The following is a 13,473-nucleotide window of genomic DNA, read 5'->3' on the forward strand; positions in this document are numbered from 1 at the left end:
GACGCGTTGGATCCCTTGTGGGGCCGCATCACGCGCATCGCCGTCAACCCCGAGCACTGGCCCGTCATCCCGCGCAAGATCTCCGCGAACGGCCACGTGGTCAAGGTCGGTTGGTTCACCCCGGAGATCGACCCGCACAAGCTGCTCCTGCTCTCCTACGGCACCGGCCGCTGGGATCTGCTGATCATCCCGCCGGAAACCGGAGCGGAGTCGGCGGCCCGGCTGATGGCCGCCGCGTCCGACCACGACGGCCCGCCCCTGACCGCGAGCGCCCTCATCACCGCGGACACCCGGCACAACGTCACCGCCACCGCCATCGCCACCGCCACCGACGAACCGCTGGAACCTGACGAGGCCTGGGAGTCCGAGGGCGGCGCCGCTGCGGCGTCCACAGCCGTCCCGCATCAGCCCGGTCGGGACAGCCGCCCGACCGTCGGTATGTGAACCGGCAGTGGCGACCGGAGTCGACGAACGGAGGCACCATGACTCTTCCGCGGCTGAACATCTACCGGCACGACCGGGGCGCGCGGGCACTGATCACCCTGGCCGGTGAGATCGACCGGGCCACCGCGCCCCAGGTGCGGACCGCCCTGGACCGGTGCTTGCACGACGGCATCACCACCATCGACGTCGACCTGAGCACCGTCGGCCGCTGCGACACCAGCGGGCTGCGCGTTTTCCTCGACGCGTCGCGGCACGCTGCCGAGCGCGACACGTCCCTGCGCCTGCACCACCCGTCCCCGCAGACCGCGCGACTCCTCGCGGACACCGGCTCCGATCGAGTGCTCCTGTGACGCCCGGGACCGCCGACCGGGCGTGACAGCCGTGGCGGCCCGCCCGCCCTGTCGCTGGAGGACAATGTGGTCCGGCGGTACACCGGACAGCGGATGAGGGGTCGGTCTGTTGCGGTCCTCGATGCGGTGCGAAGGGCTCACCAAGCGTTACGGCAGAGGGCGTTGGATCCTCAGAGACGTGGACATGGAGGTCTCGGCCGAAGACGTCCTCGCGGTGGTCGGCGGCAACCGCTCCGGGAAGTCGACTCTGTTGAGGATCCTCGTGGGACTGTCTCGGCCCACCTCGGGAACCGTCTCGGGCCGCCCGCCGCACATCGGTTACGTACCCGACCGTTTCACCGCTCCCGACCGCATGTCGGCACTCTCCTACCTCACCCACATGGGACGGATCCGCGGTCTGCCGGGGTCGGCGGCCCGCGTCCGGGCGGGTCTGCTGCTGGAGCGCCTGGCCCTGGTGGGCGGCCCGGACGCCGCGCTGCGCACCCTGTCCAAGGGCAACGCGCAGAAGGTGGCACTGGCCCAGGCGCTGCTCGTCGAACCCGATCTGCTGGTCCTCGACGAGCCCTGGTCGGGTCTGGACGCCTCGGCCCACGGTGTTCTGGCCGAGTTCATCGAGCAGGTGGCCGCCCGGGGCGGGGCCGTGGTCTTCACCGACCATCGTGAGGCGATCACCCGGATACACGCCACCTGCGTCCACGTACTCGGCGACGGCCGGGTCACCCCGCGGGACGGGGCGCGTGCACAAGGGCGGCCCCCGGAGGTCGAACTGGTCCTGACGGCGCCGCCCACCGGTGTCCCGCCCACCGAGGTGAGCTGGTACGACCTGCCGGGCGTGCTGGACGCTGCGCGTCGGGGCGGGGCGCTCGTCCTGCGGGTGACGCGCGAGCACTCGGACACCGTCCTGCTCACGGCACTGCGGCACCGATGGTCGGTAGAAGGTGTCGCGAGGGCCGACGACGCCCACGACGCCCATGCCTCCCGCCCGGCCGCGAGGAGGGCCTCCTCCCGGTGATCGCCCTGATCCGCTACATGGTCACGGCGCTGCTGCTGTCCCAGCGTTTCCTCGCGCCCCTGCTGCTGTTCGTCGGACTGCTCGCGGTGCTGACCAGCAGCGACTCGGGCCCGCTCGCGGCCACCTACAGCTCGGCGGCCGGCGCCATGCTGGTGTGTTCGGTCTGGTCGACCATGGCACTGATCGGCCTCGAGGACCCGGCGCACCGCTCGGTCGTGGTCGTCAGCGCGGGCAGCCATCTACGGGTGCTGCTCGGGTCGGTGGCCACGGCCCTGCTGTGGTGCCTGCCGCTGACGGTGGCGGGACTGCTCCTGCCGCTGCTGTTCGGGTCCCACACCTTCACGGCGGCCGACGCCGTGCTGGGCGTGGAGGCACAGCTCACCTGTGCCGTGACCGGCGTCGCCATCGGCGTGCTCTGCTCGCGTCCGCTCTTCCGGCACCAGGGCTACGCACTCGCGGCCGCCCTGGTCCTGCTGCTCGCGGCCCTGCTGGGCAGGGGCGTCTCGCCGGTCAACATCCTGCTCGGGGACCTGCAGAACGCCTCGGACTCCGCGGACCTCCTCGGGTCCACGGGTGTCCTGCTCGCCGTCGCCGCCGGAGTGCTGGCGGGCGCGGTGGCGATCGCTCAGGCCGTCGGCCTCAGAAGGAACTGAGGCCGGCGGAGGAGCAGGCCGCCGTCGGGTCAGGTGCCGGCCAGCGGGTTCGGCAGCGGCAGGTAGCGAGCGTCCGCCCCGTCCGCCCCTGTCCACCTCAGCAGCAGGTTCGTCTTGCCGGGGAGGGTGGGCGCGGTGATGAGGGCGGTGGCTTCGGGGAGGTCGTGGCGGGACTGGCGGGACAGTTCGCGGCGGGCGGCCGGCCAGGGGTCGAAGCCGGGGTGGCGTTCGACGAGGGCCGCGGCGATCTCGCACAGGTGGTTGACGACCAGGCAGTACACCAGCCGCTCCCATCCGGTCTCGCGCGACACGTCCGGCAGCAGCTTCACGCCCTCGGCGTCCCGGAACAGCGCCTGCACGGGCGTACCGTCCGCGTCCACGGCGACCAGGGTGTTCTGCAGATGCGCCTCGAGGACGACGCCGTGGTCGGCGAAGGCCGCGAGGGCGGGCGGGACGACCGCGCCCAGGTACGCCTCCCACCAGCCCGCCGGATCCCGGGTGCCGTCGAGCGGGCTGCCCTCGAAACCCTCCACCAGGGCGGCGGCGAGCAGCGGGGTCGCCCCGGGCAGGACATGGCCGCGCAGTCCGTCGCGGACCAGGACGGCGAGTTCCTCGAAGGCGAAGTCGACGGTGCGGTAGCCGCGGTCGCTCAGCCAGGCCGCGCAGCCGGGGCTCGCGGCGAAGGCGCTCGCGACCGCTTCATCCGTACGGCGGAGTCCGAGCAGGTCGTGGCGCCAGAGCCGGCGGATGTCGTTCGTGATGCGGACGTCGAGACTGAACTTGAGGAAGAGATCCCGGCTGGGGGCGTACACCGTGCGGATCGCGGCCGTCGGCCAGGTCTCGAAGGCGGTCGTGCCGAGCCGGATCAGACGGCCGTCCTCGAAGGCCTCCGCGCAGGACACCAGGTCGAGCTGCCAGGGGTGGGCGGGCAGCAGCCGGTAGCCGGGCGGGGCCTCGCCGAGCGCGTCGAGGGCCGCGGTGTCGCCCTCCTCGACGACGGCGTCCTCGCGCACCCCGAGCAGGACCAGCGGGAAACGGGCATGGGCCTCGGGGGCGTACGGCAGCCAGGCGGCGGCGGGACCACCGCCGCGGGCTTTGGGCGCGGGGTGGTGCGGATGGCCGGTGACCAGGCACTGTTCGGAGCGCAGATACGGGTCGCCGGGCACCGTCGTCCGGTCCCTGGCCGTGAGCAGGGCGGCCACCGCGTCCCGGCTGTCGATCATCTCGGCGGGCAGCTCGTGGTTGGACACTCCGGTGTGGCGGGTGAGTTCCTCGGCGACGAGCTTCACGAGTTCGGGGTGACCGATCCGCCGCCAGCCGCCCGCCGTGTACACCTCGGGCTCGGCGGGCCGCCGATCGCCCCGCACCCTGAGCAGCCGCCCGCCGGGCAGCCGGTACACCGGGCGCTCGCCGGGTTCCGGGAGCGGCACGGCCACCTCGCGCAGCAGGCAGTTCAGCAGGGGCGCTGCCGCGTACGCGTCGGCGCGGCGGGCTACGGAGGTGCCGGCCGGCGGGGGCAGGAGATCCACGCGTTTCACTCGTTCTCTACGGTTCATCCGGGGCGATGACGATCAGTATGTCTGCCGTCTCCGTCCCGCTGTGACACCAGTCGTACCCGAGGAGTCCGCCCGTGCACCGTCCCCGCGCCGCCGAGGCCCGGTTCGTCGAAGAGCTGGCCGTCCTGCGCCCCGACCTCGTGGCGCGGTACGCGGCCGAGCTGCCCGGCGCCCGCGCGGCCGTGCTGTCCCGGCTGTGGCGGGGGCTCACGCACGAGCCGCTGCCCTGGGTCGCCGCGCGGAAGGCGGGCCGGGAGGGGCTCACGCTGCGTCTGTCGGACGGACGCCGGCTGCACGGCCCGCACCCTGACCCGTTCGCCACCGCCGCCCAGGTCACCGCCGTACGGCTCGACGAGGTCGTGCACGACGATCCGGCGTGCCTGATGACCGCCCTCGGCGTACCGCACGGCGCGGACTTCGCGGTCGAACTCGCCGACAGCGTGGCGTCGTTGGCGCTGTCGAGGGCAAGGCAGCCGCCGGGCCCCGAGGAGTGGCCGGTGCGCGACTGGGAGTGGGAGCAGCGGGTCGTCGACGGGCATCCCTACCATCCCAACTGCCGTTCCCGGCCCGGCTTCTCGGTGGCCGAGCAGCTGGCCTACGGGCCGGAGCACCGGCCGCTGGTACGGCTGGGGCTCGTGCCCGTACCGGCCGGTGAGTGCCTGGTGACGGGGGCGTGGCCGGCCGAGATGCGGGACGGGGAGCGGCTGTTGCTGCCGGTGCATCCGTGGCAGGCGGAACATGTGCTGAAGCGGACCGTCGCCGACGGCCTGGACGCGCATCCGCTGATGTCGCTGCGCACCCTCGCCCTGGCCGGCGGCGGACCGCATGTGAAGACCGCGCTCAGCGCCCGGCTCACGTCCTCGGTGCGGGACATCTCCGTCTACTCGATCGGTATGTCGGCGATCCTCTCGGAGTTCGCGGAGACCCTGACGGAACGGATGGACGGCCTCCTGCACTTCACCCGCACGCTGGGGGCGGTGACGGCCGACTCGCCCGATCTGGCGGCCGTGGTGCGCGAGTCCCCCCAGGTGTACGGCGACCGGGTGCTGCCCGTGGCGGCCCTCGCCACCACCGAGCTGCCCCGATCCCCGGCATGGCTGGCCGAGTTCGCCCGGCTGGCCCTCACGGCGGGGCTGCGGCTCCTGGAACTCGGCGTCGCCCTGGAGGCACACGGCCAGAACCTCCTCGTCGTCCTGTCCGAGTCGGGCGCGCCGCTCGGGCTTGTCTACCGGGACCTCGCCGACATCCGGGTCGGCCCGGCCAGGCTCGCGCGGCACGGCATCCAGGTTCCCGCGTTGTCCGGGCGGATCGTCACGGACGATGTGACGACCCTGCGGCGCAAGCTGTTCGGCTCCCTGGTGGCGGGTGCCCTCGCGGGTACGGCGGGTTCGGCGACGGCGTTGCGGGGGGCGCTGGAGACGGCCGTGCGAGAGCTGCCGCGCACGCCGGATCTGGCCGCGCTGCTCGAACAGCCGCTGCCCGCGAAGGCGTTGACGCTGATGCGGCTGTCGCCGGGGGCGCCGGGCGACCAGTGGACCCAGCTGCCCAACCCCCTGCTGTGAGCGGCCGTTTTGGAGCCCGGCGCACCTGATCAATAGGATCCGGCGATGATCACAAGAAAACGGCTGGCGGCGGGAGTGTGCGCCCTGCTCGCCGCCCTGACGGCCGGGGTCGCCTCCCCGGTCGCGGCGGTCGCCGGTGAACCAACGGGCGGCACCGCGCCTCAGGTCGATCTCGTCCTCGACGTGAGCGGCTCGATGCGGACGGCGGACATCGACGGCGGCACCCGGATGGCGGCGGCTAAGCGGGCCTTCAACGAGGTGCTGGACGCGACGCCCGAAGAGGTCCAGCTCGGCATCCGGACCCTGGGCGCCAACTACCCGGGCGACAACCAGAAGACGGGCTGCAAGGACACCGCCCAGCTCTACCCGGTCAGCACGCTGGACCGTACCGAGGCCAAGACGCAGGTGGCGACCCTTTCCCCCACCGGCTGGACACCGATCGGCCCCGCACTGCTGAAGGCCGCCGGTGACTTCACCGACAGCGCCTCCTCCAAGCGGATCGTGCTGATCAGCGACGGCGAGGACACCTGCGCCCCGCTCGACCCGTGCGAGGTGGCCCGCGAGATCGCCGCCAAGGGCGTCGGGCTGACCATCGACACCCTCGGTCTGGTCCCGAACACCAAGATGCGGCGGCAGCTGAGCTGCATCGCGGAGGCGACCGGCGGTACCTACACCTCGGTCGAGCACGCCGACGAACTCACCGACAAGGTCAACCAGTTGGTGGACCGCGCGGCCGACCCGGTGGTGACGCCGGTGGCCACGGAGGGCGCCGGCACCTGCGCCACCGCCCCGACGCTGAAGTCCGGGCTGTACACCGACCGCGAGGAGTTCACCCAGCAGCGCTGGTACCGGGTGGACGTCGAACCGGGCCAGGAGCTGCGCGCCTCGGTGAGCGTGGGGGCCGACCGGGCCGTGAACCCCTCCTACGGGGTGCTGCTGCGGGCGGTCACCGTGCACGGCCGGGAGATCGTGCGCGGCGAGGGTGCGGGCAACGGCCGTACGGACGTGATCTCGACGGGGCTCAGATACCCCAGGGCCGACCGTGACGACGCCTCGGCCGAGACCGTGTGTCTCCAGGTCACCAACTCCTTCTCGGCGGCCTCCGGGGTGAAGACGACCCCGGGTCTGCCCCTCGAGCTGACCGTCGACGTCGTGGACGGGCCGTCGAACGCGAGCGACGTGGCCTCCTTCGGCCTCGGGCGCGGCTGGTGGCTGCTCGGCGCGCTGATTCTCGCGGGCTTCGTCGCCGGTCTGCTGTGGGGCTGGCTGTCACGCTGGCGGGTCGCGGTCTGGAGGACCAACTGATGCGGATCACACGCGCGTTGAGCGTTTCCCTGCTGATGCTGGGGCTGGCCGTCGCACCGGCGGCGGCCGACTCCTCGCCGACGCCGACGGATTCGGCCTCGGCGGACGGTGACGCGCCCACCCAGGCGGGCACGTCGTTCCGTACGGCGACCGAGGTCGAGCAGGGCCGGACCGCGACGGCGAGCGGCTCCACGGGCGACTATCTGTACTGGTCGTTCCCCGCGGACGCCGGACAGCGCCCCACCGTGAAGGCGACGGTGAAGCTGCCCGACACGCACGCCTCGCAGACCTGGCAGATCGACGTGTACGACGGTCTGCGCCGCCGCCAGTCCTGCCAGTACGGCGCCCAGACGCGCACCGCCGCAGCGGACGCGCCCTCGGTGGAGCTGGCCTGCACGCTGCGCACGGTCCGCGCCTGGTCGGAGACCTGGGCCAACGACCCGCTGCCGGGCACGTACTACGTCCGGCTGACGGCCGTCGGCCTCACCACGGCCGACCTGGGACTCCCGGTGAGCACGGAAGTCCGGGTCGACTCCAAGGACATCGGCGGTTCGGCCGCGGTGGACGGTTCGCTGGCGGAGCCGCTGGTACCCGGCATCGCGGTGAAGTCCGAGGCCGAGAAGGACGGTTCCGAGGATTCCTCCGCCGTCCTGTCCGCCATCGAGCCCGAGGACGGCTGGTCCTCCGGCTGGTGGTCCGACCGCTGGGTGTGGACCGCGATCGGCGGCGCGCTCGCCGCGCTGGCCGGGGTCGGCGGCTACGCACTGACCCGCGGCTCGGGACGACCCACCCGGGTACCGCCGGGAGCCTGACGGCTGCGCGACAGAATCTGACGACTCATCAAGAAGGCCCGCTCCGGCGGGCCTTCTTCCGTCACCCCGCCCGCAGCAGCTTCGCGATCGTGCCGTCCCCGGTCACCTCGACCCGGCCGGTCCGCACCGCGTCCGGCAGGCTCAACTCGCCCCGGCTGAGGGCCTCGCAGGTTTCGGCGTCCAGGGCCAGGCGGGCGTCGGGCTCCTGGGGGGCCGGTCCCTCGCCGTACGCGGGGCCGTCCTGTGTGCCGACATACAGGTGGAACTCCCCCTCCTCCAACCGCACTTCGACGAGTCCTTCGCCCTCCAGCGAGCGCAGCAGCGGCAGCGCGAACCAGTGCGCGCGCACCGCGTCGGTGGGCCGTCGGTCGCCGAGTTCGGGGCCGCCCCAGGCGCCGAGGGCCTGGAGCACGGGCAGCAACTCGCGTCCCCGGTCGGTGAGTTCGTAGACGTAGGCCGCCCCGGGCGGGGGCAGCCGGCGTCGGGTGGTCAGGCCGTCGCGTTCCATGTCCTTCAGCCGTGAGGCGAGTACGTCCGTGCTCACGCCCGGCAGGTCGGCGTGCAGGTCCGTGTAGCGGCGCGGGCCAGCCAGCAGTTCCCGGACGATCAGCAGGGTCCAGCGGTCGCCCACGACGTCCAGGGCGCGGGCCGCGGAACAGTACTGGTCGTAGCTTCGGCGAGGTGACATGCGACGCAGTCTAGACAAGTTGTTGGACTTTCCAAGCTCCTACTTGGTAAAACCAAGCAACACAGGTAACCGGAGAGGCAGCAGCGCATGGAGTTCCGGCAGTCGAGCAAGCTCAGCGAGGTCTGTTACGAGATCCGCGGCCCGGTGATCGAGCACGCCGACGCACTGGAGGAGGCGGGCCACAGCGTGCTGCGCCTCAACACCGGCAACCCCGCGCTGTTCGGCTTCGAGGCGCCGGAGGAGATCCTCCAGGACATGATCCGGATGCTCCCCAAGGCGCACGGCTACACGGACTCCCGGGGCGTCCTCTCCGCCCGCCGGGCCGTGGCGGGGCGCTACCAGACGCTGGGCCTGGAGGTCGACGTCGACGACGTCTACCTCGGCAACGGCATCTCCGAGCTGATCTCGATGGCCGTACAGGCACTCGTCGAGGACGGCGACGAAATCCTCATCCCCGCCCCCGACTTCCCCCTCTGGACCGCGGTCACCACCCTCGCCGGCGGCAAGGCGGTCCACTACCTCTGCGACGAACAGGCCGACTGGTACCCGGACCTGGACGACATGGCCTCGAAGATCACGGACCGCACCAAGGCCGTCGTCATCATCAACCCGAACAACCCCACCGGCGCGGTCTACCCGAAGGAGATCATCGAGGGCATCCTCGATCTCGCCCGCCGGCACGGCCTGATGGTCTTCGCCGACGAGATCTACGACCAGATCCTGTACGACGACGCCGTGCACCACTCCGTCGCCGCCCTCGCCCCCGATCTGGTTGTCCTGACCTTCTGCGGCCTGTCGAAGACGTACCGGGTGGCGGGCTTCCGCTCGGGCTGGCTGGTGGTCACCGGCCCCAAGCAGCACGCGAAGAGCTACCTGGAGGGCCTGACCATGCTGGCCTCCATGCGGCTGTGCGCCAACGCCCCCGCCCAGTACGCCATCCAGGCCGCGCTCGGCGGCCGCCAGTCCATCCACGAGCTGACCGCGCCCGGCGGCCGGCTGTACGAACAGCGCACGGTGGCCTGGGAGAAGCTCAACGAGATCCCCGGTGTGACATGCGTGAAGCCGAAGGGCTCGCTGTACGCATTCCCACGTCTCGACCCCAAGGTCCACAAGATCCACGACGACGAGAAGTTCGTCCTGGACCTGTTGCTGCGGGAGAAGATCCAGGTCGTCCAGGGCACCGGCTTCAACTGGCCTGCCCCGGACCACTTCCGCATCCTGACGCTGCCTCACGCACAGGACCTGGAGGCGGCGATCGGGCGGATCGGGCGGTTCCTGAGCGGATACCGGCAGTAGCTGGTGGTGTTGCGGGGATTCATGGTCGGGGAGAGCGGGGATGCCATAGAGTGCGGCCACTGATCCGCAGGGTCGGGGGATGGGGGGATCCCGGGTGTTCTCGTCTCGTCGCCGTGCCTCGGACACGCCATCGGCACCGTCGGCCTTACGCATCCGTGTCGTACTGCTCGTCCTGAGCGTCGGCCTCTTCGGCAGCCCGTGGGTGCAGGGGCCCGTCAGGGACCTGTACGAGCGGAAGTTCTACATCGAGGGGTCCGACAGCAAGAACCTGCGCCGACTGCTCGAAGCGGCGTTCGTCCCAGCCTGGGACACGTCGGACGCGCGATACGGCACCACGTCCGCACTGGTCGTGAACGACCTCTCCGTCCTGTTCCTGCTGGCGGCCCTCGCCTTCTTCCTGTGGCGGATGTCGCTCCGCGGGAAGCCGGGCCTGCTCCGCTGTCTCGTCGTGGGTGTGTCGGTCTCGGTGGCCTCCAACCTCCTGTGGTGGGGCCTGCACAGGACCTTCGTGCCCGAGGTGCCGCTGGCGCCGGCCGACATGATGCTCGACTACCTGCTGCCCGGTGGCCTGCTGTTCGGCCTGGCGGCGGGCGTGCTGCTCGTGCTCCTGACCGGCGGCCTGCCGGGGATCCGGGCCAGGAGCTCCGTCGGCGCCGTCACGGCGCCGCTCCGCCGCTGGAGAGAGGGAGGGCTCGGCATGACGACGGCGCCGGTCCACATGCCGGTCGGGAGTGCGCCGGGTGATGTCACCCGGTATCTGTGCGCCGCGGCCTACATCGACGAGAGTTTCGCCGAGCGAGTGGTGGAGGACCTCCTGGCCGACGAGGCCGGCGCCGTGGCGGCCTCGCCCGACGTCGACCTGGTGACGGTGGTACGTCACTGCCTGACGGCCCAGGAGCTGCGCCGCTCCCGCGACCTGCGGCTGACCGCGGCCTTCGCCGTCCTGGCGGTGTTCGCGCCCCTGTGGCTGGCGTTCGTCACGGTGTTCCTGTCGGCCGGCCGGCGGGCCGGCGGCCGGCCGAGCCGGGCCACCCGGGGCCGGCACCAGCCCGAGGGCAGGGTGCTGGTGGGTACGGCGATCACGGCCGGCATCACGGTGCTCGTCGCCTTCGCCTTCGGTGTCCTCGTCTCGGCGCTGCCCGCCCCCGGCTTCGTGAGCTGGCTGCTGGGCGCCTATCTGGCCGGGGTACCGGCCGTGCTGCTGTCCGTCGCGGTGGTGGCGTGCGCGTACGTCACGGTCGTACGCCATGATCTCGCCGTCGACCGGCTGCTGCGCACGACCATGACCCGCGAGGCCTTCGCCCGGCAGCCGCGGCCGACCGTGCCGCGGCGGAAGTGGATGGCCGAGCGGCTGACGGCCATCAGGGAGGCGCAGGACGGCAACGTCACGGTGTACAGCGGGTACACACCCTTCATCGGCTACGCGGAGGCCGCCTCGCAGTGGTCGCTCAGCGTGCCGCTGCTGCCCGCAGGCAACCCCGTGGCAGGGGTGCCGCGCCGCCCTGCCGACCCTGAGCCGTTCACCGTCACCGAACTCGTCGACCACGTACGCGCGCGACTGCGGGCGACCGCCACCCACGGCACGGCCGACGGGACGCCGGCGGATGTCGCCGAGTCCCTCGCCTCCCTCGTCGTCGAGGACCGGGTCTTCGCGAGCGGCACGAGCATCGGCGACGACGAGCGGTTCATCAGGACCAGGAGCCTCGCCCCGGCCGCGCGGCTGTCGGCCGACGAGGTGGAGCGGATCACGGAGCGTCCCGCCGGGGCCGTCCGCCACTATCTGGCCGTGCATGTCCCGCTGTGGGGCGGGGACGTGGTGCCGAGCGTCTTCCTGCACTTCTCGACCACGGGACGCACGCTCCACCTGCACTGCAGCAACCACGTACTCGCTCCGGTGCGCGCCGAGTACCACGTCGTGGACCGGCTGCGCGGTCCCCTCTCCCCCGCGGCGCGGCGCGAACTGCTGCTGGAGGCCGTCCCCCGCACCGGCAAGGCGTTCCACGCGGCGCCTTTCAGGGCGCTGCGGCAGAGCTACTTCGACGAGCGGCACAGCAGACGGATGACGGACGAGCTCAAGGCCCTGGAGCAGGACCCGGTCTACGACTTCGGCGCCCGGATGAGCATCCGGGAGCTGGCGCTGAGCCCGGACTACCACAACTACTTCCAGGTCGTGGACGCCACCCGGATCACGTCCCTGGTGGAGCGCCACACCTTCGCCGCGATCCGTGAGTTCCTCGCCGCGCGCGGCTACGACATCGCCGACTTCCGCGCCCAGCAGCAGACCATCCTCAATCAGGGCCTCATTCAGCAGGGCGGGACGAGCATCATCGGCAACCAGGCGATCGGTACCGGCGCGACCGCCACGCAGAACGTCCCCCAGCAGCAGTCCGGTGCGGCGGCGCCGGGTGCCGTCGGCGGCTCCGGCACATAGTCCGAGGAGGTCCTCATCATGGGCAACGACGACCGGCGTCAGGACCCTCCGGTCAACAACGGCGTCATGATCAGCGGCGGTACCCACTACGTCGGCAACCAGGCCGTGGGACACCGCGCCCAGGCGTTCTCCGGCACGGTCTCCTTCCAGCCGCAGGACGCCGAGCGTACGGCCGAACTCCTCGCGCACGTCGAGCAGTTGCTGACCGAACACCGGGCGGCGCTCGCCGACCCCGACGCGACCGGCAGGGAACTGCGCCGCCTGCGCGAGGAACTCGACGAACCCGAACCCCAGCCGACGGTCCTGCGACGGGCCCTCGACCGCCTCAACGAGTTCGTACAGCCGGTGACACCGCTGGTCGTCGCGGTGGGACAACTCGCGCAGTCGGTGCAGGGGTTGCCGGGGGTGTGAGGCGGGGGTGCCGTGTGGCACGGTGCTGTGGTGGGCGGGCCGACCACGTGCCGGCCGAGGTGGACGCGGCGCATGCGAAGACCGAGGGGTGCGTCGGGCTGGTGGCGCCCGCCCTTTCCTGCTCATGCTCACCGCCCGTCGGCTCGGCCTGTCCCCTTTCAGGCCGGGGGGGCGGAACCTGGGCCGCCGGTGATCGCCGGGAGGGATGTCAGACCCCCGTCGTAGCCTTCGAAGCGGAGGGGTCAGTGATCCGTACGGTCCGTCGTGCGGCCCTTCCCCCGGAAGGAGCACGCCGTGACGCGACCGCCCACCGCCGCGCAGCGGCGTGTCATCGACGCCGCCGATCCCGTCACCGGGCGACTGAGGGGCACCGAGGCCCAGCTGGACGCGCTGGTGAAGCGCGGGCTGGCCTTCCGGCACCCCCGGCCGCCGCACGACCATTTCCTGACCCCGGCCGGGCACCGCATACGGGAGACGGTCGAGGAGGAGCCCGAGCGGCCCGCCGACCCGGCCACCGGCGTGTTCGCCGCGCACATCGGCGGCACCGAGGAGCCCGCGGAGAGCGGTCCGGCCCGGGCGCGTGAGGTGCACAGCGCCTGGCAGGGGCTGCTGGAGCTGCGCCGGATGACCAACCCGGACGGGTCGACGGACCGGCCCTGCGGCTGGGAACGCGCACATCTCGTGCAGGCGGCGGCGCTCGCCCTGGAGGCGGCCGGGCACGCGCCGGAAGCGGGGGGCTCGTCCGGCTACCGGGTGCGCGCGACCCCGCAGCCCGAGGCCGTGGCCGTGCACGCGCCGGACGGCGAGGCGCTGCGGGCCTGCGCGACCACCCTGGAGAAGGCCGGCTGGCAGGTCGGCGAGTACACCGAACCGCGGACCAGGGCCCGGTACCTGCTGGCCTCGCCGCGCCGGGTGTAGGGGGCACATGTCAGGATCGGGTGCAGCAACTGCCG

13 protein-coding genes are annotated in these 13,473 nt (G+C 72.2%); 11 read left to right on the top strand and 2 right to left on the bottom strand.

The window, feature by feature from the left end:
• The 4 genes from ACZ39I_RS28905 to ACZ39I_RS28920 all read left to right on the top strand — a co-directional run.
• Positions 1-444: DUF5994 family protein (locus tag ACZ39I_RS28905; protein WP_467247611.1), on the top strand; the 444-nt coding region annotated here is incomplete at its 5' end.
• 38 nt (positions 445-482) lie between these two features.
• Positions 483-794, top strand: a complete 312-nt coding sequence (locus tag ACZ39I_RS28910) for an STAS domain-containing protein (protein WP_467247613.1) — start codon at positions 483-485, stop codon at positions 792-794.
• A gap of 121 nt (positions 795-915) precedes the next feature.
• Positions 916-1,806: an ATP-binding cassette domain-containing protein gene (locus tag ACZ39I_RS28915; RefSeq protein WP_467248065.1), complete on the top strand. Its 891-nt coding sequence runs from the start codon at positions 916-918 to the stop codon at positions 1,804-1,806.
• On the top strand, positions 1,803-2,459 hold the full coding sequence (locus tag ACZ39I_RS28920; RefSeq protein WP_467247615.1) for a hypothetical protein: 657 nt from the start codon (positions 1,803-1,805) through the stop codon (positions 2,457-2,459). The genes ACZ39I_RS28915 and ACZ39I_RS28920 overlap by 4 nt, the downstream gene beginning before the upstream one ends.
• Before the next feature lie 29 nt (positions 2,460-2,488).
• On the opposite strand, the gene ACZ39I_RS28925 is transcribed toward ACZ39I_RS28920, so the two are convergent.
• The gene (locus tag ACZ39I_RS28925; protein ID WP_467247617.1) at positions 2,489-3,997 is read right to left on the bottom strand and encodes an IucA/IucC family protein; all 1,509 of its coding nucleotides are present in this window, start codon (positions 3,995-3,997) and stop codon (positions 2,489-2,491) included.
• Positions 3,998-4,089: 92 nt separating this feature from the next.
• Between ACZ39I_RS28925 and ACZ39I_RS28930 the strand changes: the two genes are divergently transcribed.
• From ACZ39I_RS28930 to ACZ39I_RS28940, 3 genes are read left to right on the top strand one after another with little or no spacing between them, the layout of a single operon-like run.
• Positions 4,090-5,577 carry an IucA/IucC family protein gene (locus tag ACZ39I_RS28930; RefSeq protein WP_467247619.1) on the top strand — a complete coding sequence of 496 codons (1,488 nt, stop codon included), beginning with the start codon at positions 4,090-4,092 and terminating at the stop codon, positions 5,575-5,577.
• Positions 5,578-5,622: 45 nt separating this feature from the next.
• Positions 5,623-6,882: a VWA domain-containing protein gene (locus ACZ39I_RS28935; protein ID WP_467247621.1), complete on the top strand. Its 1,260-nt coding sequence runs from the start codon at positions 5,623-5,625 to the stop codon at positions 6,880-6,882.
• Complete coding sequence (locus tag ACZ39I_RS28940) at positions 6,882-7,694, top strand: hypothetical protein (protein WP_467247622.1); 813 nt, start codon at positions 6,882-6,884, stop codon at positions 7,692-7,694. The genes ACZ39I_RS28935 and ACZ39I_RS28940 overlap by 1 nt, the downstream gene beginning before the upstream one ends.
• Before the next feature lie 61 nt (positions 7,695-7,755).
• On the opposite strand, the gene ACZ39I_RS28945 is transcribed toward ACZ39I_RS28940, so the two are convergent.
• Positions 7,756-8,382, bottom strand: a complete 627-nt coding sequence (locus ACZ39I_RS28945; RefSeq protein ID WP_467247623.1) for a winged helix-turn-helix transcriptional regulator — start codon at positions 8,380-8,382, stop codon at positions 7,756-7,758.
• 87 nt (positions 8,383-8,469) lie between these two features.
• Here ACZ39I_RS28945 and ACZ39I_RS28950 point away from each other — a divergent pair, with 87 nt between their 5' ends.
• The 4 genes from ACZ39I_RS28950 (at position 8,470) to ACZ39I_RS28965 (ending at position 13,438) form a co-directional block, all read left to right on the top strand.
• Positions 8,470-9,678 carry a pyridoxal phosphate-dependent aminotransferase gene (locus ACZ39I_RS28950; protein ID WP_403665246.1) on the top strand — a complete coding sequence of 403 codons (1,209 nt, stop codon included), beginning with the start codon at positions 8,470-8,472 and terminating at the stop codon, positions 9,676-9,678.
• Between the two features lie 94 nt (positions 9,679-9,772).
• A complete protein-coding gene (locus ACZ39I_RS28955; protein WP_467247629.1) occupies positions 9,773-12,109 on the top strand; it encodes a hypothetical protein in 2,337 nt (778 codons plus the stop codon).
• Between the two features lie 18 nt (positions 12,110-12,127).
• Entirely contained in the window at positions 12,128-12,520 is a 393-nt protein-coding gene (locus ACZ39I_RS28960) for a hypothetical protein (RefSeq protein WP_467247630.1), read from the top strand.
• Positions 12,521-12,814: 294 nt separating this feature from the next.
• The gene (locus ACZ39I_RS28965) at positions 12,815-13,438 is read left to right on the top strand and encodes a hypothetical protein (RefSeq protein ID WP_467247632.1); all 624 of its coding nucleotides are present in this window, start codon (positions 12,815-12,817) and stop codon (positions 13,436-13,438) included.
• Positions 13,439-13,473: the final 35 nt, after the last annotated feature.

This window comes from Streptomyces sp. NPDC024687, assembly GCF_055559055.1.

Bases quoted from the DNA above. Each gene is read 5' to 3' on its own strand.
- ACZ39I_RS28910 (WP_467247613.1), top strand. From the start codon at position 483: ATGACTCTTCCGCGGCTGAACATCTACCGGCACGACCGGGGCGCGCGG.
- ACZ39I_RS28915 (WP_467248065.1), top strand. From the start codon at position 916: ATGCGGTGCGAAGGGCTCACCAAGCGTTACGGCAGAGGGCGTTGGATC.
- ACZ39I_RS28940 (WP_467247622.1), top strand. From the start codon at position 6,882: ATGCGGATCACACGCGCGTTGAGCGTTTCCCTGCTGATGCTGGGGCTG.
- ACZ39I_RS28945 (WP_467247623.1), bottom strand. From the start codon at position 8,382: ATGTCACCTCGCCGAAGCTACGACCAGTACTGTTCCGCGGCCCGCGCC.
- ACZ39I_RS28935 (WP_467247621.1), top strand. From the start codon at position 5,623: ATGATCACAAGAAAACGGCTGGCGGCGGGAGTGTGCGCCCTGCTCGCC.
- ACZ39I_RS28950 (WP_403665246.1), top strand. From the start codon at position 8,470: ATGGAGTTCCGGCAGTCGAGCAAGCTCAGCGAGGTCTGTTACGAGATC.
- ACZ39I_RS28960 (WP_467247630.1), top strand. From the start codon at position 12,128: ATGGGCAACGACGACCGGCGTCAGGACCCTCCGGTCAACAACGGCGTC.